This window comes from Marilutibacter aestuarii (assembly GCF_006546775.1).
Classification (GTDB): Bacteria; Pseudomonadota; Gammaproteobacteria; order Xanthomonadales; family Xanthomonadaceae; genus Marilutibacter; species Marilutibacter aestuarii.
This window is the reverse complement of record NZ_VICE01000023.1, coordinates 15,248-35,270: the sequence shown is the minus strand read 5'-3', so window position 1 is coordinate 35,270 and position 20,023 is coordinate 15,248. Positions and strand designations below refer to the sequence as shown.

Sequence of the window (20,023 nt, the reverse complement as noted above, 5' to 3'; positions counted from 1 at the left end):
AGCCTGCCGGATGTTTCCGTACCCATACCCGGCCAGGAAGACGGGCCAAGCCCGCGGGTGCCCCCTTGGGGGGCGAAACATCCATCGATGCAGCGAAAGGGGAAGTCCATGAACGCGTGCAGTTTCCGTGCAACTCCAGACCCGAGGGCACGTCAATGAGTCGTAAGTTGGCGACACTCAGATCGAAGGCCATGTTCACCTTTGTCGGGGGCGTGCTGGTCATCAACCCTGCGTTCGGGCAGGAAGCAACCACGCAGGCCCCGGCGCCGCAGCAGGAGCAGGAGCAGGCGCAGGAGCAGGCGCAAGCCCAGGCGACCGACCTGGACGCGGTCGTGGTCACGGGCATCCGCAACAGCCTCAGCCAGGCGATGGACGTCAAGCGCGATGCCACCGGCGTCGTCGACGCGATCAGCGCGGAGGACATCGGCAAGTTCCCCGACACCAACCTCGCCGAGTCGTTGCAGCGCATCACCGGCATCTCGATCGAACGCCGCGACGGCGAGGGCGCGCAGGTGACGGCCCGCGGCTTCGGCCCGCAGTTCAACATGGTGACGCTCAATGGCCGCCAGATGCCGGGCGCCGATGCGTTCGGTGCATCCGGACAGGTCGCCATCGGCGGCGTCGACGGCGGTACCCGTGCGTTCAACTTCGCGCAGCTCGCCGCCGAAGCGATCAACGGCATCGAGGTCTACAAGACCAGCCAGGCCCAGGTGCCCAGTGGCGGCATCGGCGCGACCATCAACATCCTCACCGCGAAGCCCTTCAACTACGACGGCATCGTGGCGAGCGCAGGCGCCAAGGCGGTGTCCGACAAGAGCCAGCCGTTCGACAACGACATCACGCCGGAGCTGTCGGGCATCTTCAGCTACGCGAACCCGGACAAGACCTTCGGCGTGAGCCTGAGCGCGAGCCAGCAGAAGCGCAAGGGCGGCTCCGTCCAGGCGACCGAGAACTACTGGAACGTGCAGCCGTGGACGGGGACCATGCCCGGCAACCCGACGGTGGTGAACGCGCCCGGGATCGGCGAGCTCTACGCACGTCCCAACGACCTGCGCTATGCCTTCTCCGAGTTCGAACGCGAGCGTGTGAATGGCCAGGCGGTCGTCCAGTTCGCTCCGACCGACGCGCTGACCTTCACCCTGGACTACACCTACTCGACCAACGAGATCACCGAGAACCGCGGCGAGCAGGCGATGTGGCTGCAGAACAGCAATTACACCGACGTCGAGTTCGACACCAGCGGTGCCGTGGCCACGCCCATCTACATCCGCGAGATCGCGGGCACCAAGGACTTCGGCCTGGAGCAGCAGCGCAGCGCGCAGAAGTACAAGCTGGGATCGCTGGGCTTCAATGCCGAATGGTTCGTCAACGACAATTTCCGCCTCAGCTTCGACGCACACGATTCGAAGAACGAGAGCCGGCCGAACGACCCGTTGACCGGCGGTGGCTCGATCTTCTCGAGCATCGCCGGCACCAACAACTGCACGACGGGACCCCATTGCGGCGGCTCATGGGTGCAGGAGCTGATCTTCAACGACGGCCTGCCCGTCGGGATCCAGACCTGGTATCCGACCACCACGGATGCCGTCGCCGGCACCAATGGCGTGGTCAACCCCGGGTTCGTGGAAGGCGAGGTCGGCTCGCAGGTGCTGCGCATCAATGCGCAGACCCAGATCAGCGAGATCAAGCAGGCCCGCATCGACGGCGAGTGGCTGTTCGACCAGGGGCGCTTCCAGTTCGGCGTCGACACCAACGAGTCCAGCACCCATCGCATCCAGGCCGCGGAAGCCTACTCGACGCTGGGCGACTGGGGCGTGGCCAACGTCGACTCCGACACGGCGGCCGGGCTGATGGACCTGCTCCGCCCCGTCAACATCGGCAACCTGTTCAACGACTTCAGCGTGTCCAGCTGGCCGGGCTGGCGCGGTGACGCGGGCGAACTGGCGCAGTGGGCAGCCGACGTGTACGGCGTCGGGCTGGGCGTGAGCCCGCAGCGCGCCGCCGACAACCGGGTGGAGGAAGAAACGCACTCCGCCTACATCCAGGTGGAGCTGGACGGTTCGCTCGGCGACATGCGCACCAATACCCGCCTGGGCGTCCGATACGAGACTACCGACGTGGTGTCCACTTCGGTGATCGCGATCCCGGAGGCGATCGAATGGCAGGCCAACAACGACTTCCGGATCGTGTTGTCCGATGAGCAGCAGCCCTTCAGCGAGCGGGCGAGCTACAGCTACATCCTGCCCAACCTCGACTTCAGCATCGATTTCACCGAGGACCTCAAGGGCAGGGCCTCGTTCGGCAAGAGCATCGCCCGGGCCCCCTACGGCAACCTGTACGCCGGTCCGGGTGCGCAGCAGCCGTTCGGTTCGGTCCTGATAGATCCCTCGACCCGGGCGAGCGGCAACGCGCAGAACCCGAGCCTGGAGCCGCTTGAATCGGACAACCTCGACCTGGCCCTGGAGTGGTACTTCGCCGATTCCAGCTACGTGTCGGTGACGTACTGGAACAAGTCCGTCGACAACTTCATCGGCAATACGGTGGGACAGGAATCGCTGTACGGCCTGCGCGACCCCACCTCGGGTCCCGACGCGCAGGCGGCGCTCGACTTCCTGACGAGCGCGGCCTGCCTTGCACAGGTCGGTGCCGCCAACGCGGCCGCGTGTTCGGCCAACGACACCTCGCTGTTCACCGCACTGGCGCTCCTGCGAAACGACCCGGCAGGCCTGGCGGCCTACGACGGCACCGGTGCCCAGGTGCTGACCACCGAGGCGGCCTACGACCTGTACGGAGAGGCGGACGATCCGCTGTACCTGTTCAACGTCAACCGGCCGATCAACCAGAACAAGGCCAAGCTCCATGGCTGGGAGATCGGCGGGCAGTACTTCTTCGGCGACAGCGGTTTCGGCATCCTCGCCAACTACACCGTCGTCGACGGCGACGTGGGTTACGACGACGGGGGCGACCCCGGCCTGGACCAGTTCGCGCTCACCGGCCTTAGCGACACGGCCAATGCGATGTTCATGTACGAAAAGTACGGCTGGTCGGTCCGCCTTGCCTGGAACTGGCGCGACGAGTACCTGATCCTCGCCAACCAGGGCTCCAGCCGCAATCCGTACTACGTGGAGGAGTACGACCAGTGGGACCTGAGCGTGAACTACACGCTCAACGATCACTGGTCGTTCGGCCTTGAGGCCATCAACCTGACGGGCGAGGACGTGCGCTGGCGCGCGCGCACCGAGGAGATGATCGTCAAGCTGGCGGACCAGGATCCACGCTACATGCTGGGCGTCCGCTACAAGTTCTGAGTTTGGCGACTGATACCCTCTCCGCGTGTCGCCGGGCGGGACCGCCGCGCAAGTGGCGGTCCCTTTTTGACAGGGCCCCGGGGTACTGCGCCGGCATGACGCGCCGGCGTTAGTATTGGCCGAAGGCTTCCCTCCAAGGTCGACGATGGCCCGTTACGAGCTACTCAACAACGTGACGCACAAGGACCTGCGTGTCGCCACCGGGTTTGGCCCGCAGTTCGGCGACGACGTGGGCATGGTGCCGGCGTTCCCCAGCGAGTTCGCGGAGCTGCAGCGCGAGTACCCGATCTTCCTGAAGAAGGCCGCCGGTGACGGCGAGTGGCAATCGGTGGCGTTGCTCGGGTTCGAGCAGCGCGAGAACCTGTTCCTGCGCGACGGCCGCTGGAATGCGTCCTACCTGCCGGGTGCCTCGGCCAAGGGACCGTTCCTCATCGGATTCCAGGAGCAGCAGGTCGGCGGCGAACCGGTCCTGGAGCCGGTGGTGCACGTGGACGTGGAGCATCCCCGCGTGGGCCGGGTGGAGGGCGAGCCGCTGTTCCTGCCGCAAGGCGGCAATACGCCGTACCTCGAGCACGTGGCGACCATCCTGCGAGGCATCCACGAGGGCAGTACCTTCGGCAAGGCCATGTTCGCCGCGCTGGACGCAGCCGGGCTCATCGAGCCGGTCAGCCTGGACGTGCAACTGGACGGGCAACACCGGGTCGCCGTCGCAGGCCTGCATGGCATCGCCCGCGAACGACTGGCCTCGCTGGACGGACCCACCCTGCTCGAGCTCAACCGCGCGGGCTACCTGGAAGGGGCCTACCTGATGCTGGCATCGCTGCACAACGTGCGCCGGTTGATGGCGGAGAAGCAGCGTCGCCTGCGTGAGCAGGACACCGCCCGGGCCGGCGACAGCTGAGGCCCGGATGGAAGGCGAGGCAATCAGGACAATGCGCCTTGCCGGTGGCGAAGCGCTGCCGCTCGATGCGCTCCTGGCCGATGGACAGCCTGCCATCCTGAAGGGCGTCGCGCGCGACTGGCCCCTGGTGCAGGCGGGCCTGCGCGCCACGCGGGACGCGATGGACTACCTGCGCGGGCTGGACGCGGGCCAGCCGGTGCAGTATTCCCGGGGCGATCCGGATATCGGCGGACGGCCGTTCTACAACGACGACTTCACCCGCTTGAACTTCGAAGTGAGGCGCGGACACCTGGGCGAGGTGCTCGACGGGATCAGCGCCCACCTGGAGGATCCACGACCGCCGACCTACTACGTGGCCTCGCTCCTGGTCGACCGCGCGTTGCCCGGTTTCTCGCAAGCCAACGGACTCGGTTTGGAGGCCCATGGGATCGACGCACCGGCCAGCATCTGGATCGGGAACCGGGTCGTTGCGTCCTGCCATTTCGATGCGCCCGAGAACCTGGCCTGCTGTGCCGTGGGGCGCCGCCAGTTCACCCTGTTCCCGCCGGACCAGGTCGGGAACCTCTATCCGGGGCCACTCGAGCCGACGCCGGGCGGGCAGGTCGTCAGCGTGGTCGATTTCGATGCGCCGGACTTCGAGCGTCATCCGCGCTTCCGTGATGCGCTCGCCCATGCGCGGACCGCGACGCTGGAACCGGGCGACGCGATCTTCATCCCCAGCATGTGGTGGCATCACGTACGCAGCCTGGAACCGTTCAATGTCCTGGTCAACTACTGGTGGCGCCGCTCGCCCGACTATCTGTCCTCGCCCTTGCCGGCGCTCCATCATGCGTTGTGGACGATGCGGGACCTGCCCGAGCGCGAGAAGCAGGCCTGGGCCCATGTCTTCGACTACTACGTGTTCGGGCCGGCCGGGCGGGCGGGGGCGCATCTGCCCGAGCAGGCCCGCGACATGCTGGGCCCCATCGACGAAACCCGGGCCCGGCGCATGCGCGCCATGCTCTTGAATCGCCTCAACCGCTGACGCACGGAGCCATCGACTTGGACGCCACAGACACCCCGAAAGGCCCGGTCCGCAAGGTGGTGATCGCCGGCGGCGGTACCGCGGGCTGGTTGGCCGCCTGCGCGCTGTCGCACCAGTTCCGCGAGCGGCTCGAGATCACCCTCGTGGAGTCCGAACAGATCGGAACGGTGGGCGTGGGTGAATCCACCGTGCCTCCCATCCGCACCTTCCACCGTTTCCTGCAGATCGACGAACAGGAGTTCCTGCGCGCGGTAGCCGGCACGTTCAAGCTGTCGATCTCGTTCGAGAACTGGCGCCGCCCGGGCGAGCGCTACATACACCCGTTCGGCATCACCGGGCAGGGCACCTGGGCGACGGCGTTCCACCATTTCTGGCTGGACAGCATCCGCCGTGGCATGCCGTCGGAGCTCGGCGACTTCTGCCTGGAGACGGTCGCCTCGCGCGGCGACCGCTTCTCGCTGCAGACGAAGCCCCAGGTCAATTACGCCTACCATTTCGATGCAAGCCTGTACGCGAAGTTCCTTCGCCGCATTGCCGAGCGCCACGGGTTGCGTCGTCTTGAAGGCAAGATCCGCGAGGTCAGGCAACATGCCCACGACGGTTCGGTCAGCGCGCTGGTGCTCGAGGACGGCACGGTGCTGGAAGGCGACCTGTTCATCGACTGCACCGGCTTTCGCGGCCTGCTGATCGAGCAGACGCTGGAGACCGGCTACGAGGACTGGAACGAATGGCTGCCCAGCGACCGCGCCGTGGCGGTACAGACCGAGTCCGTCGGGCCGCCGGTTCCCTACACCCGTGCGATCGCGCACGAGGCCGGGTGGCGCTGGCATATCCCGCTCCAGCATCGCGTGGGATGCGGGCTGGTGTTCTCCAGCCGCCACATGTCCGACGACGAGGCCCGCGCCAAGCTGCTGCGCGACGTCGGTGCGCCGGCCATCCGGGAGCCCTGGCTGGTGCCGTTCCGTACCGGCCGGCGGCTGAAGGCCTGGAACAGGAACGTGGTGGCGCTGGGACTGGCGAGTGGCTTCATCGAACCGCTGGAGTCGACCAGCATCCACCTGGCCATCAGCGCGGTGGTGCGCCTGGTCCAGTTGTTCCCGTTCGATGGCATGGCCTCGTCCCTGGTGGACCTGTACAACGACGTCAGTCGCGCGGAGATGGAGCACGTGCGCGATTTCATCATCCTCCATTACCACGCCACGCAGCGCGAGGAACCGATGTGGAAGGCCTGCCGCGAGATGGCGCTTCCCGATTCGCTGGAGATCCGTTTGCGCGCCTGGCGCGAGCGCGCCCATGCCTGGCAGGATCCCGACGAGCTTTTCCGGGTCGACTCCTGGACCCATGTGCTGCTGGGGCAGGGGGTCCAGCCCGGCCCGGCCCATCCCCTGGCGCGGGCGCTGGGGGACGACGGTCTGCGGTCGCTGCTGGCCTCGATCCGCCGGCCCATCGACCAGGCCGTGGCGACGATGCCGTCGCAGCAGGCGTTCATCGATGGCTACTGCAGGGCGAGCGCGGAAGTCTGGGGCGCTCGGCCCGTGCCCGGCTGACGCGTCCGGGAAGGAGGCGGGTCGATGCTGCTGGACACGCATCCCGGGTTACGCGCCAGTCGCAGGCTGATCGGTCGCGAGCGGGCGCCGCTGCTGGTCATCGACCAGCTGCTCGCCGACCCCGAGCGCATGGTGGGCAAGGCCTGCACCCGCCAGTACACGAAGATGGCCTCGATGTTCCCGGGTCTCCGCGCCCCCGCGCCGCCGTCCTACGGCCAGTTCCTGGAGTCCATCCTCAATCCCCTGTTGCGTGATTGCTTCGACCTGGCGCCGGGGCGGTTCGTCTTCCCGATGTGCCACTTCTCGCTGGTCACGCAGCCTCCGTCGAGCCTGCACTACCTGCAGCGCATCCCGCACATCGACTCCGTGCACCGGAACGGCCTGGCCACCGTCCACTACCTGTTTCGAGGGGATTGGGGCGGCACGGACTTCTACCGGCACCGGGCCACGGGGTTCGAGTATGTCGACGAGGGGCGCCATGCGGCCTACTTCGCGTGCACGGAGGAGGAGCGCCGCCGCGACGCAGGGCGGGTCCAGGGCTACATCGACGGGGACACCCCGTTGTTCGAGCGGATCGAGGGCGTGGAAGGTGTTTTCAACCGGCTCATCGTGTACCGGCGGAACTCGTTGCACTCGGGCCGGATCGGCAACGATCGCCTGCTGCCGTCCGATCCCGCCACCGGCCGCCTGTCGATCAACAGCTTCATCGATGTGGCGGCTTGAGGTCGGGTGTCCGCTTGCCAGGGACAGCGGGGGCTGCCGTAAGTGATTGTCCCAAATGAATTTCCGCGGTGCAGCACGCTTTTTCGGGCGCCGCTGGGTAGAGTGTCCCCAAGGCGAGCCGGGCCGTACCCGGCACGCCGTGGAAGGGGCAATCGAGCGATTCCCCTTTTTCTGGCGAGAGGAATGGTAGCGCTAACTTTTTTGCTTCGGAGGTGGGTTGGATGGCTTTTGCCGCGGGGATCGATGCGGGCACGCAGAGCCTGAAGGTGGTGGTCTACGACCCCGCCGCCCGTGCCCTCGTGGCGACGGCGAGCGAACCGCTGGACCTTGCCAGTGGCGAGGACGGCAGCCGCGAACAGCAGCCCGCCGACTGGGTCGCGGCGATGCACGCCTGCTTCGACCGCATCGACCCGGCAGTGCGTGCGCGCATCGCGACGCTGGCGGTGTCCGGCCAGCAGCATGGCTTCGTGCCGCTGGATGCCGCGGGCGAGGTGCTGGCACCGGCCAAACTCTGGTGCGATACCAGTACGTCGGCCGAGTGCAGCCGGATCATGGACGCCGTGGGCGGCGTGGCGTCCACCATCGCCCTCGCCGGCAATCCCATCCTCACCGGCTACACCGCCTCGAAACTGCCGTGGACCAAGACCCATCGCCCGGACGCCTACGCGCGCCTGGCCAGCATCCTGCTGCCGCACGACTACCTCAACTTCGTGCTGACCGGCCAGCGCTTCTGCGAACATGGCGATGCTTCGGGCACGGGCTGGCTGGATGTCCGCACCCGGACCTGGTCGGCCGAGCTGCTGGAAGCGACGGACCCGGAGCGTGACCTCGGCACCTGCCTCCCTCCGATCGCCGCCCCGGATGCGCTGTTCGACATCGACCCGGCCGCCGCCGCCCGGCTTGGCCTGCCAGCGACGGTGCAAGTCGCCGTCGGCGGTGGCGACAACATGATGGCGGCGATCGGTACCGGCTGCGTGGAAGAAGGTCGCCTGGCAATGAGCCTGGGCACGTCGGGCACGCTGTTCGCCTATTCGGACACGCCCGTGGTCGATCCGACCGGTGCATGGGCGGCCTTCTGCTCCTCGACCGGCGGCTGGCTGCCGCTGGTGTGCACGATGAACTGCACCCTGGCCACCGAGCAGGTGGCCAAGGCGTTCGGCCTGGGCGTGCGCGATGCCGATGCCCACCTGCAAGCCACGCCGCCCGGCGCGGATGGACTGGTGATGCTGCCCTTCCTCAACGGCGAGCGCACCCCCGACCTGCCGCTGGGCAAGGGCGTGCTGGCCGGACTGGACACGACCAACCTGTCGCCGGCGCACGTCTTCCGCGCGGCGATGGAAGGCGCGACCTACAGCCTGAAGTACGGCTACGATGCGTTCGTTCGCGCGGGCATGCGCTTCGAGCGCATCGTGCTGACCGGCGGCGGCAGCAACAGCGCGGCATGGCGGCAGCTGGTCGCGGACGTCTTCGGCCTGCCGGTCGACGTGCCCGCGCAGTCCGAGGGCGCGGCGTTCGGCGCCGCACTCCAGGCGCTGTGGGCATGGGGCCGCGCGCGCGGCGACGACACGTCCATCGCCGGGATCGCGCGCGCGCATGTTGCGGTCGACCCCGCCCTTTCCGCCACGCCGGACGCGTCCCGCTCGGCCGCCTATGCGGCGGCGTACCGCCGGTTCCTCCAGTACCTCGACGCGGTCACGCCGCTCCAGCGCGGCTGACGCCGCCCACCACATCCCGCTCAACCACAGGAACACCCCACCATGAGCACCCAGCCCTTCATCGGCGCCAAGGAGTACTTTCCCGGCATTGGCCGCATCCCGTTCGAGGGCCGCGGTTCGGACAACCCGCTGGCGTTCAAGGTCTACGACGCCGGCAAGAAGATCGGCGGCAAGACCATGCAGGAGCACCTGCGCTTCGCGGTCTGCTACTGGCACACCTTCGGCAACGCCGGCCACGATCCGTTCGGCCCGGGGCCCCGCCACTTCCCGTGGGACGCCGGCGCGCCGATGGCCACGGCCGAAGCCAAGGTCGACGCCGCATTCGAATTCTTCACCAAGCTCGGCGTGCCGTACTGGTGCTTCCACGACGTCGACCTTGCGCCCGATGCCGACGACATCGGCGAGTACGAGAAGAACCTCAGGCACATGGTCGGGCTGGCCAAGGCACGCCAGGACGCCACCGGCATGAAACTGCTGTGGGGCACGGCCAACCTGTTCTCGCATCCGCGCTACATGAACGGCGCGGCGACCAATCCCGACTTCGCCGTCGTCGCCCGCGCCGCGGTGCAGGTGAAGGCGGCGCTGGAGGCGACCGTCGAACTGGGCGGCGAGCACTACGTGTTCTGGGGCGGCCGCGAGGGCTACGCCTCGCTGGTCAACACCGACATGAAGCGCGAGCTCGCGCATTTCGCCCGCTTCCTGACCATGGCGCGCGACTACGGCCGAAGCATCGGCCTGAAGGGCAACTTCCTGATCGAGCCCAAGCCGATGGAGCCGATGAAGCACCAGTACGACTTCGACAGCGCCACCGTGGCCGGCTTCCTGCAGGCGCATGGGCTGGAGAAGGACTTCAAGCTCAACATCGAAGCCAACCACGCCACCTTGTCCGGCCACACCTTCGAACACGACCTGCAGGTCGCCGCCGACCACGGGCTGCTCGGCAGCATCGACGCCAACCGCGGCAACGCGCAGAACGGTTGGGACACCGACCAGTTCCCCACCGACCTGTACGACACCGTCGGGGCGATGCTGGTGGTGCTGCGGCAGGGCGGACTGGAGGGCGGCCTGAACTTCGACGCCAAGGCGCGCCGCGAGTCGACCGACATGGAAGACCTGTTCATCGGCCACATCGGTGGCATGGATGCATTCGCGCGTGGCCTGGAGGTCGCGCATGCGCTGCTGAACGATTCGCCGTGGGAACAGTGGCGCCGCGATCGCTACGCCAGTTTCGACGCGGGCCCGGGCAAGGCGTTCGAGGACGGCGCGCTGGACCTCGCCGGCCTGGCGGCACTGGCCGTCGGCCAGGGCGAGCCGACCCAGGCCAGCGGCAAGCAGGAACGGTACGAGAACCTGCTCAACCAGTACCTGCTGCGTTGAGCGGCACGGGCCAACGACACGACGATCGAGGATGGGGACGATGAGCAACCAGGCGGCGACGGGGGGCGAGAACACGCGGTTGATCATCCTGATCAGCGTGGTGGCGACGATCGGCGGATTCCTGTTCGGATTCGACAGCGGAGTCATCAACGGCACGGTCGACGGCCTGCAACAGGCCTTTGATTCGGACTCTGTAGGCACCGGGTTCAACGTCGCCTCGATGCTGCTGGGCTGCGCGGTGGGCGCGTTCTTCGCCGGCTGGCTGGCCGACCACTACGGCCGACGCAACGTGCTGATCGTGGCGGCGGTGTTCTTCCTGGTCTCGGCATGGGGCTCGGGCATCGCCAGCGGCTCGCTGGAATTCGTGCTGTACCGCGTGCTGGGCGGTCTTGCGGTGGGCGCGGCCAGCGTGATGTCGCCCGCCTACATCAGCGAGGTCTCTGCGGCGCAGTACCGCGGCCGGCTGGCGACGGTGCAGCAGATCGCGATCATCGGTGGCCTGTTCGCGGCCTTCCTCAGCAACTACCTGCTGGCCCGCATGGCCGGCGGTTCGGTGACGCCGCTGTGGGGCGGACACGAGGCATGGCGCTGGATGTTCTGGGTGGAGATGTTGCCGGCCGGCCTGTTCCTGCTCGCCCTGCTGTTCATCCCCGAGAGCCCGCGCTACCTGGTGGCCCGGGGCCGGAAGGCGCAGGCGACGGCCGTGTTGCAACGGCTCTACGGCGCGGCGGGCGGCAGCCGCAAGCAGGCCGAGATCGACGCCTCGCTCGCCTCCGACCACCACGTGCCGCGCCTGTCGGACGTCGTCAGCAGGACCACCGGCAGGCTCCGCCCCATCGTCTGGGTGGGCATCGGCCTGGCCACGTTCCAGCAGCTGGTCGGCATCAACGTCGTCTTCTACTACGGCGCGGTGCTGTGGCAGGCGGTGGGATTTTCCGAGAGCGACGCGCTGCTCATCAACGTGATCTCCGGCGCGCTCAGCATCGGCGCATGCATCGTGTCGATGTTCCTGGTGGACAAGGTGGGGCGGAAGCCGCTGCTGTGGACGGGTTCGGCGGGCATGGCCGTGACCCTGGGACTGGTCGCCGTCGCGTTCGCGAGCGGCGAACTGGACGGCGCCGGCACGCTGCAGTTGTCGGACGGCATGGGCGTGCTCGCCCTGGTGGCCGCCAATCTCTACGTGGTGTTCTTCAACATGTCGTGGGGGCCGGTGATGTGGATCATGCTGGGCGAGATGTTCCCGAACCAGATCCGCGGTTCGGGCCTGGCCATTGCCGGACTGGCGCAATGGTCGGCCAACTTCCTGGTCACCTGGACCTTCCCGATGTTGCTGGCCGGCATCGGACTGGCGGGCGCGTACGGCATCTACACGGTCGCCGCGGCGCTGTCGGTGGTCTTCGTGCTCAGGTACGTGCACGAGACCCGCGGCAAGGAGCTCGAGGAGATGGAGGGATGAGCAGGATGAGGAACCGCGATGCGATGCGTCGGCCGACGGCCGTGCTGGTGGCTGCCGTCGTGCTGGCCCTGGGCGCCTGCAAGGGCGAGGAACCGGCGGTGGCGCCCGTCGCGACCGATGCCAACCCATGGCCGCGCGTCGACTGGCCACTCGCCGAGGACCCCGCGCTCGAACAGCGCATCAGCGAGCTGATGGCCACGATGACCGTGGAAGAGAAGGTCGGCCAGCTGGTCCAGGGCGACATCGCCAGCCTCACGCCGGAGGACGTGCGCAAGTACCGCCTGGGATCGATCCTGGCGGGCGGCAACTCCGATCCCGGCGGCCGCTACGACGCATCGCCCGCGGAGTGGCTGGCGCTGGCCGACGCCTTCTACGAGGCGTCGATGGACACCTCGCAGGGTGGCAAGGCGATCCCGGTGGTCTTCGGCATCGACGCGGTGCACGGCCAGAGCAACATTGTCGGAGCCACGCTGTTCCCGCACAACATCGGCCTGGGCGCCGCGCGCAACCCTGAACTGGTCCGCCGGATCGGCGAGATCACCGCGCTCGAGACGCGCGCCACCGGCATGGAGTGGGCCTTCGCGCCGACCGTGGCGGTGCCGCAGGACGACCGCTGGGGCCGCACCTACGAGGGCTACTCCGAGTCGCCGGAGATCGTCGCCCGCTATGCCAGCGCCATGGTCGAGGGGCTGCAGGGCAAGGCAGGCACGCCGGCATTCCTCGACGGACGCCACGTGATCGCCTCGGTGAAGCATTTCGTCGGCGACGGCGGCACCGTGGACGGAAAGGACCAGGGCGACACCCGCATCAGCGAGTCCGACCTGGCGCGCATCCACGGCGCCGGCTATCCGCCGGCGATCGCCGCGGGCGCGCAGACGGTGATGGCCTCGTTCAACAGTGTCAACGGCGAGAAGATGCACGGCAACGCGCCGTACCTGACCGATGTGCTGAAGGACCGCATGCGCTTCGGCGGCTTCGTGGTCGGCGACTGGAACGGCCACGGCCAGGTGAAGGGCTGCACGAACAGCGACTGCCCGGCGACGATCACCGCCGGCCTGGACATGGCCATGGCGTCCGACAGCTGGAAGGGCTTCTACGAAACCGCGCTGGCGGCGGCGAAGTCGGGCGTGATCAGCCAGGAACGCCTGGACGACGCGGTGCGACGGATCCTGCGGGTGAAGTTCCGGCTGGGCCTGTTCGAGGCGGGCAAGCCGTCCTCGCGCGAGATCGGCGGCGACTTCGCCCTGCTCGGCTCGCCCGAGCACCGGGCCGTCGCACGCCAGGCGGTGCGCGAGTCGCTGGTGCTGTTGAAGAACGCCGGCGGCGTGCTGCCCCTCGCACCGGGCCAGCGCATCCTCGTTGCCGGCGACGGCGCCCACGACGTCGGCAAGCAGGCCGGCGGCTGGACGCTCAACTGGCAGGGCACCGGTACCCTGCGCAAGGACTTCCCCAACGCCGACTCGATCTACGAAGGGATCGCGCGGCAGGCGAGCGCCGCCGGCGGCGAAGCGGTCCTGTCCGAGGACGGGACGTATGCCGACACGCCCGACGTCGCGGTGGTGGTGTTCGGAGAGGACCCGTACGCGGAGTTCCAGGGCGACCTCCAGACCCTGCTGTACAAGCCGGGCGACGACACCGACCTCGCGCTGATCAAGCGCCTGAAGGGCGAGGGGATCCCGGTGGTGGCGGTGTTCCTCAGTGGCCGGCCCCTGTGGGTGAACCGCGAGATCAATGCGGCCGACGCGTTCGTCGCGGCCTGGCTGCCGGGCTCGGAAGGCGAGGGCATCGCGGACGTGTTGCTGCGCAAGGCCGATGGCAGCGTGCAGCACGACTTCAGCGGCACGCTTTCCTTCAGCTGGCCGCGCACCGCGACGCAGTACGCCAACAACGCGGGGCAAGAGGGTTATGACCCGCTCTTCGCCTTCGGTTTCGGCCTGGCCTACGCCGACGACGGCGAGCTGGCCCCGTTGCCGGAGGACCCCGGACCGGTCGGCGACGCCGGCGCGAGGGGCGTCTACTTCGCGCGCGGCGAAGCGGCATCCGGCATGGCGCTTCGCATCGAGGGCGCGGGCGGCCAGAGCGTCACCGTCACCAAGGTGCCGGAGGCACTCGAGGGCGACCTCGTGCGCGTCACCGGCGTGGACCATCTGGCGCAGGAAGATGCACGCCGGCTGGCCTGGTCGGGTGCGGGCGAGGCCGTCGTGGCCCTGCAGTCGCATGTGTCCCTCGACGTGCAGCGCGAAAGCAACGGCGACGTGATGGTGTTGACCACGCTGCGCGTGGACGCGCCGCCGCGTGGCGAGGCATGGCTGTCGGTGGGCTGCGGCCCGGGATGCGCGGGTCGCGTGGCACTGGGGCCGACCCTGGCGAAGCTGCCCGTCGGCGAATGGACGCGTGTCGGCGTGCCGCTCAAGTGCCTGGCCAAGGCGGGTGCGGACGTGGGCAAGCTGGACAGGCCGTGGTCCATCGGCACCGCCGCGGCCATGACCCTGTCGGTGTCGCGCGTGGCGCTGGGGGCGCTCAATGAAGCCCAGGCGAGCGTGGCGTGCCCCGACGCATGAGCCCATCGCGGCGCATGCCCGCGCCATCGTGGCCCCCGGCCACGGCAGCGCGCACGCGCTACCTGCGCTTGAGCGGCGCCGCCACCGAATCGCGGGTGACCAGGCCGTGAGGCACGACATGGTCCATCAACACGCGCGTGCTGTCGTTCTTGCGCTTGATGCTGCGCAACAGGATGTCGATCGCCGTGTCGGCCATCGAGGCGATGGGCTGGTGGATGGTGGTGAGCTCGGGCCATACCGTGGTCGCCGCCGAGGTGTCGTCGAAGCCCACCACCGACAGGTCGCGCGGCACGTCGAGGCCGCGGCGATGCGCGACCGAGATGGCCGCCGCCGCCATGTCGTCGTTGCTCGCGAAGATGGCGGTGGGCGGGTCCGCGTGCTCGAGCAGCTTCTCGGCGGCGGCGAGGCCGGAGCGGTACGTGTAGTCCCCGTGCTGGACGAGATCGTCGGCGACCTCGAGGCCCGCCTCGTGCAGGGCGGCAAGGAAGCCGTCATAACGGCGCGCACTTGCGTTCAGGTCGGTGCGGCCGCGGATGAAGCCGATGCGGGTGTGGCCCCGCTGGATCAGGTGCTCGGCCAGCTCCTTGCCCGCCCGGAAATCGTCGATGCGGACGCAGGAGATCTCGTCGCTGAGCCGGCCGGACGCGATCGCGACGACCGGCACGCCGCCCTTGACGAACTCGGTCACCGCCGCGCGCGACTCGCACAGCGGCGGCGGCAGGATCACGCCGTCGACCCGCTTGCACAGTCCGCGGGCGGCCTTGCGCTCGGCGTCGGCATCGAGCTCGTCCCAGTAATCGACGACCAGTTGCACCGCCGTGCGCGAGGCGGCGCGCAGCACGCCCAGCAGGAGTTCGCGGAGGTAGGCGCCACTGGGGTTGGTGTAGATGAGCGCGATGCGCGTGTGCTGCGCGGCCGCGAGCGAGCTCGCGGCCAGGTTGGGCGTGTAGTCGAGCTCCCGCACCGCGTGCATGACGCGCTCGCGGGTGGCGTCGCGGACCTTGCCCTGGTTGTTGATGACCCGCGATACGGTCATCGGCGACACGCCGGCCAGCGCGGCCACTTCGTCGATCGTCACGCCACTGCTCTTCCGGCGGATCGATTTCTTCGGCTTGTTCAACACGCGTTCCCTTCTGCGACCATGACGGTGCCGCGCAGCGGCCGACCGATGCGGACCTCGGTCAGGAGCGGATGATGATGCATGTCGCCGCCCGCGGTCCGTCGGATCGAGCAATGTTACCGCTAACCTCGCGTTCCGGTGAACGTTGGAGGGCTGTGCTGGCCGGCGTGCTTGTGTGGCTGGCCATCGGGGCCCACGCGCGGGCCGAGGATGGCCATGCCTTGTGGTTGCGATACGCAGAGGCTCGCCCCCTCGACATGGAGGACACGGGCATCGGCCTGGGCGAGGTCACCGCGCCCGGTGCCACGCCCACCCAACGTGCCGCCCGCGATGAATTGCGCCGCGGACTGGCAGGCCTGCTGGGCAGCGCGCCCCGGTTCCGCGAGGGCCCCGGAGGGGCTGGTGGGCTGGTGCTGGGCACGCCGGATTCCTCGCCATGGATCGCACCGATGCGACGGGAACTGGACGGGCTCGGCGAGGAGGGCTTCCTGCTTCGCGAAACGCGCGTGGACGGGCGGAAGACCCTGCTGGTCGCGGCGCGTCGCGACATCGGCGTGCTGTACGGCGTATTCCACCTGCTGCGGCTGATGCAGACCGGCGTGGAACTGGACGGGCTCGAGGTCCGCGAGGTGCCTCAGGTCAAACTGCGCGTGCTCGACCACTGGGACAACCTGGACGGCTACGTCGAGCGCGGCTACGCCGGCCGCTCGCTGTGGGACTGGCACACGCTGCCCGACTGGCGGGACCCGCGCTATACCGACTATGCCCGCGCGAACGCGTCGCTGGGCATCAACGGCAGCGTCCTCAACAACGTCAATGCCGAGGCACTCAGCCTGTCGCACGCGTACCTGCGCAAGGCGGCCGCGCTGGCGGACGTGTTCCGGCCCTATGGCATCCGCGTCTACCTCGGTGCCCGCTTCAGCGCGCCGATCGAACTGGGCGGGCTGGCTACCGCCGATCCGCTCGACCCCGGCGTGCAGCGCTGGTGGCGCGACAAGGCCGATGAGATCTACGCGCTCATCCCGGATTTCGGCGGCTTCCTGGTGAAGGCCAATTCGGAAGGCCAGCCCGGACCCCAGGACTACGCGCGCACGCACGCCGAAGGCGCCAACCTGCTCGCCGACGCACTGGCAGCACACGGCGGCGTGGTCATGTGGCGCGCGTTCGTCTACGCGCCCGACGTCGCGGAGGATCGCGCCCGGCAGGCCTACGACGAGTTCGCCGGTCTCGATGGCGCGTTGCGCGACAACGTGCTCGTGCAGGTCAAGAACGGCCCGATCGACTTCCAGCCGAGGGAGCCCTTCCATCCACTGTTCGGCGCGATGCCGCGCACGCCGCTGATGATGGAGTTCCAGGTCACCAAGGAATACCTGGGCTTCGCCACCCACCTGGTGTACCTGGGGCCCCTGTACGAAGAGGCGCTGCGCTCGGACACGCACGCGCAGGGTGCGGGGTCCACGGTGGCGAAGGTGGTGGACGGATCGCTGGACGGCCACGCGCTGTCGGGCATCGCCGGCGTGGCGAACATCGGCGACGACCGGACCTGGAGCGGGTCGCACTTCGACCAGGCGAACTGGTATGCCTTCGGCAGGCTGGCGTGGAACCCCCGCCAGTCGGCGCGCGACATCGCGGCCGACTGGGTGGCCATGACCTTCTCGCCAGACCCTGGCGTCGTCGCGCCCATCGTCGACATGATGATGGGGTCGCGCGAAGCCGCCGTCGATTACATGACACCGCTCGGCCTGCACCACCTGATGGCGCGCGGCCACCACTATGGACCGGGGCCGTGGGTCGACGGCGGACCGCGCGCGGACTGGACCTCGGTGTACTACCACCGGGCCGATGCCCGCGGTATCGGCTTCGACCGCAGCACCCGGGGCAGCGACGCGGTGTCGCAGTACGCGCCCGAGGTGGCGCGGACCTTCGACGACATCGAGCAGGTGCCCGAAGCGCTGCTGCTCTGGTTCCACCATGTCCCCTGGGACCACCCGATGCGCTCGGGTCGCCCCCTGTGGGACGAGATGGTGCATCGCTACACGCGCGGCGTGCGCTACGTGGACGCCATGCAGGCGACCTGGGAAACGCTTCGCGGCAGGATCGATGGACCGCGCCACGCGCACGTCGCCGCCTTCCTCGCCATCCAGCGGGCCGAAGCGCAGTGGTGGCGCGATGCCAGCGTCGCGTACTTCCAGTCGATCAATGGCCTGCCGCTGCCGGCCGGGGAGTTGCCGCCGCCACATCCACTGGCGTACTACGAGGCGTTGCAGTTCCCGCACGCGCCGGGAGACGGACGATGAAGCGGATGCATCTCCCCATGTTCGCGCCCGTGCTCTGGCTGGCAGTCGCCCTGGGTGCCCACGCGCAGGCACCGCCGCAAGCCCCGTTGTTGCACCCGCTTTTCCAGGACCACGCCGTCCTGCAACGGGACACCCCGATCCTGCTGTGGGGACAGGCCAGCGCGGGCGTCCCGGTCGACGTGAGGTTCGGCGACGAGGACGTCGCCACCCGCGCGGGCGCGGATGGTCGCTGGGAGGCGCGCTTCCCCGCCCGTCCCGCCGGCGGTCCCTACGAGCTGGAGGTCAGGGCGGGGCAAACGGTCCAGGTCGTGCACGATGTCCACCTCGGCGACGTCTGGCTGTGTTCGGGACAATCGAACATGGAGCTGCCGGTGTGGCTGGCGCTGGACGCGGACAACGAGATCGCCTCGTCGACGGATCCGGAAATCCGGCTGCTGGTGGTCCCGCGCGCGGGCGCGGTGCTGCCGCAAGCGCGCTTCGCAGCGCCGGTGCGCTGGATGCCGGCCTCGCCGGACAGCGCCCGCGATTTCTCCGCCGCCTGCTTCTACTTCGCACGGGAGCTGCGCAAGACCGTCGACGTGCCGATGGGACTGATCCAGGCGGCCTGGGGCGGCTCACGCATCGAGGCCTGGACCAGCGCTGCGTCCTTGCGCGCCCAGGGCGGCATGGACGAGGCGCTCGACGCGCTGGCGCGCTACGACGAAGACTCGGCGTCCGCGCTCGCGCAGTGGGGCGGCTACTGGCAGCGCTGGTGGACCGCGCGTGCCGGTGCCCCGGTCGGGGACGCGCCCTGGCGACCCGATGCGGACGAGTCGGGCTGGCACGACGCGCCGCTGGACCTCGGTGCCTGGGAGCGCTGGGGTGTCCCCGCGCTGGCCGACTACAACGGCTTGCTTTGGTATCGGACCCACGTGGACCTGACTGCCGACCAGGCCGCTCGCACGGCCACCCTGGAACTGGGTGCCGCCGACGAGACCGATATCACCTGGGTCAACGGCACCGTCGTCGGCAGCCTCTACGGCCCCGGCGACACGCGTGCCTACGCCGTGCCGCCCGGGCTGCTGGAGCCCGGCCGCAACACCGTGGTGGTCAACGTGATGGACACCTGGCGCGACGGCGGGCTTGCGGGCCCGGCGGACGCGCAAGCCCTGCGCTTCGACGACGGCACGCGCGTGGTCCTGGATGCACCCTGGACGTACCTGGCCTCACCCGACGCAGGCGAACCGCCGCGCGCACCCTGGCAGGCAGCGACGGGCCTGGGCACGCTGTACAACGGCATGATCGCGCCACTGGGCCGCTACGGCATGCGCGGCATGCTCTGGTACCAGGGCGAGTCGAACACGGGCGAGGGCGCCGCGTACGCCGGCCGCCTGCGCGCCTTGCGTGGCGACTGGCGCCGCCAGTTCGGGGACGCGCTGCCGATGCTGGTGGTGCAGCTGGCCGGATACGGCATGCCCCCGCGCGCACCCACGGAAAGCGGCTGGGCGGAAGTGCGCGAGGCCCAGCGCCGTGTCGCCGCCGAAGATCCGGATTCCGGCCTCGTCGTGACCATCGACATCGGCGACGCCTACGACATCCACCCGCCGAACAAGCAGGAACTGGGGCGCCGCCTGGCGCGCGCCGCGCGCCACGTCGTCTTCGGCGAGCCTGTGGTCGCGGCCTCGGGTCCGGTCGTGCGCTCGGCATGGCAGGCGGACGACGGCATCCGGGTCGCCTTCGACGATGTCGCCGGCGCCCTGGCGGCGACCGGGGCCGTCGGTCCCATCGGCTTCGAACTCTGCGATGCCGCACGGCGCTGCGAATACGCGGATGCGACGCTGGACGGGCAACAGGTCCTGCTCCAGGGCCGCCGGCGACTCGCACCCGAACGCGTGCGCTACTGCTGGGCGGACGGCCCGGTCTGCACGCTGCGCGACGAGGCCGGGCATCCGGCCGGTCCTTTCGAAATCCTCCTCACGGCCAACGAGGTATCCCGATGAACCTGTTCCCGCATC

The 20,023-nt window shown here is 69.0% G+C and carries 12 protein-coding genes; 11 read left to right on the top strand and 1 reads right to left on the bottom strand.

What is annotated here, in order from left to right:
* Positions 1 to 155: 155 nt before the first annotated feature.
* The 9 genes from FKV25_RS02840 to FKV25_RS02800 all read left to right on the top strand — a co-directional run bounded on the left by FKV25_RS02840 (position 156) and on the right by FKV25_RS02800 (position 14,612).
* Positions 156 to 3,308 carry a TonB-dependent receptor gene (locus FKV25_RS02840; protein ID WP_141517281.1) on the top strand — a complete coding sequence of 1,051 codons (3,153 nt, stop codon included), beginning with the start codon at positions 156 to 158 and terminating at the stop codon, positions 3,306 to 3,308.
* A 145-nt stretch (positions 3,309 to 3,453) separates the two neighbouring features.
* A complete protein-coding gene (locus tag FKV25_RS02835) occupies positions 3,454 to 4,209 on the top strand; it encodes a SapC family protein (RefSeq protein ID WP_141517280.1) in 756 nt (251 codons plus the stop codon).
* A gap of 31 nt (positions 4,210 to 4,240) precedes the next feature.
* Positions 4,241 to 5,233 (top strand): cupin-like domain-containing protein, encoded by a 993-nt coding sequence (locus FKV25_RS02830; protein ID WP_246071866.1) that lies wholly within the window; start codon positions 4,241 to 4,243, stop codon positions 5,231 to 5,233.
* A 17-nt stretch (positions 5,234 to 5,250) separates the two neighbouring features.
* A complete protein-coding gene (locus tag FKV25_RS02825; protein ID WP_141517278.1) occupies positions 5,251 to 6,780 on the top strand; it encodes a tryptophan halogenase family protein in 1,530 nt (509 codons plus the stop codon).
* Between the two features lie 24 nt (positions 6,781 to 6,804).
* Positions 6,805 to 7,503, top strand: a complete 699-nt coding sequence (locus tag FKV25_RS02820) for a DUF6445 family protein (RefSeq protein WP_141517277.1) — start codon at positions 6,805 to 6,807, stop codon at positions 7,501 to 7,503.
* A gap of 221 nt (positions 7,504 to 7,724) precedes the next feature.
* On the top strand, positions 7,725 to 9,218 hold the full coding sequence (xylB, locus tag FKV25_RS02815; protein ID WP_141517276.1) for a xylulokinase: 1,494 nt from the start codon (positions 7,725 to 7,727) through the stop codon (positions 9,216 to 9,218).
* A 42-nt stretch (positions 9,219 to 9,260) separates the two neighbouring features.
* Positions 9,261 to 10,595 (top strand): xylose isomerase, encoded by a 1,335-nt coding sequence (gene xylA / locus FKV25_RS02810; RefSeq protein ID WP_141517275.1) that lies wholly within the window; start codon positions 9,261 to 9,263, stop codon positions 10,593 to 10,595.
* Positions 10,596 to 10,635: 40 nt separating this feature from the next.
* Complete coding sequence (locus tag FKV25_RS02805) at positions 10,636 to 12,051, top strand: sugar porter family MFS transporter (RefSeq protein WP_141517274.1); 1,416 nt, start codon at positions 10,636 to 10,638, stop codon at positions 12,049 to 12,051.
* Positions 12,048 to 14,612 carry a glycoside hydrolase family 3 protein gene (locus FKV25_RS02800; protein WP_425462600.1) on the top strand — a complete coding sequence of 855 codons (2,565 nt, stop codon included), beginning with the start codon at positions 12,048 to 12,050 and terminating at the stop codon, positions 14,610 to 14,612. Before FKV25_RS02805 ends, FKV25_RS02800 begins: the two co-directional genes overlap by 4 nt.
* Positions 14,613 to 14,670: 58 nt before the next feature.
* On the opposite strand, the gene FKV25_RS02795 is transcribed toward FKV25_RS02800, so the two are convergent.
* A complete protein-coding gene (locus tag FKV25_RS02795) occupies positions 14,671 to 15,732 on the bottom strand; it encodes a LacI family DNA-binding transcriptional regulator (RefSeq protein WP_141517312.1) in 1,062 nt (353 codons plus the stop codon).
* A gap of 113 nt (positions 15,733 to 15,845) precedes the next feature.
* Here FKV25_RS02795 and FKV25_RS02790 point away from each other — a divergent pair, with 113 nt between their 5' ends.
* Positions 15,846 to 18,029, top strand: coding sequence for an alpha-glucuronidase family glycosyl hydrolase (locus FKV25_RS02790; RefSeq protein ID WP_141517273.1), 2,184 nt, complete (start codon positions 15,846 to 15,848; stop codon positions 18,027 to 18,029).
* Entirely contained in the window at positions 18,026 to 20,008 is a 1,983-nt protein-coding gene (locus tag FKV25_RS02785) for a sialate O-acetylesterase (protein WP_246071864.1), read from the top strand. Before FKV25_RS02790 ends, FKV25_RS02785 begins: the two co-directional genes overlap by 4 nt.
* Positions 20,009 to 20,023 lie beyond the last annotated feature (15 nt).

Excerpts from the sequence above, each read along its gene's own strand:
- FKV25_RS02790 (WP_141517273.1), top strand. The coding sequence starts at position 15,846 with ATGTTACCGCTAACCTCGCGTTCCGGTGAACGTTGGAGGGCTGTGCTG.
- FKV25_RS02785 (WP_246071864.1), top strand. The coding sequence starts at position 18,026 with ATGAAGCGGATGCATCTCCCCATGTTCGCGCCCGTGCTCTGGCTGGCA.
- xylB (WP_141517276.1), top strand. The coding sequence starts at position 7,725 with ATGGCTTTTGCCGCGGGGATCGATGCGGGCACGCAGAGCCTGAAGGTG.
- FKV25_RS02800 (WP_425462600.1), top strand. The coding sequence starts at position 12,048 with ATGAGCAGGATGAGGAACCGCGATGCGATGCGTCGGCCGACGGCCGTG.
- FKV25_RS02830 (WP_246071866.1), top strand. The coding sequence starts at position 4,241 with ATGCGCCTTGCCGGTGGCGAAGCGCTGCCGCTCGATGCGCTCCTGGCC.
- FKV25_RS02820 (WP_141517277.1), top strand. The coding sequence starts at position 6,805 with ATGCTGCTGGACACGCATCCCGGGTTACGCGCCAGTCGCAGGCTGATC.
- xylA (WP_141517275.1), top strand. The coding sequence starts at position 9,261 with ATGAGCACCCAGCCCTTCATCGGCGCCAAGGAGTACTTTCCCGGCATT.
- FKV25_RS02805 (WP_141517274.1), top strand. The coding sequence starts at position 10,636 with ATGAGCAACCAGGCGGCGACGGGGGGCGAGAACACGCGGTTGATCATC.
- FKV25_RS02840 (WP_141517281.1), top strand. The coding sequence starts at position 156 with ATGAGTCGTAAGTTGGCGACACTCAGATCGAAGGCCATGTTCACCTTT.
- FKV25_RS02835 (WP_141517280.1), top strand. The coding sequence starts at position 3,454 with ATGGCCCGTTACGAGCTACTCAACAACGTGACGCACAAGGACCTGCGT.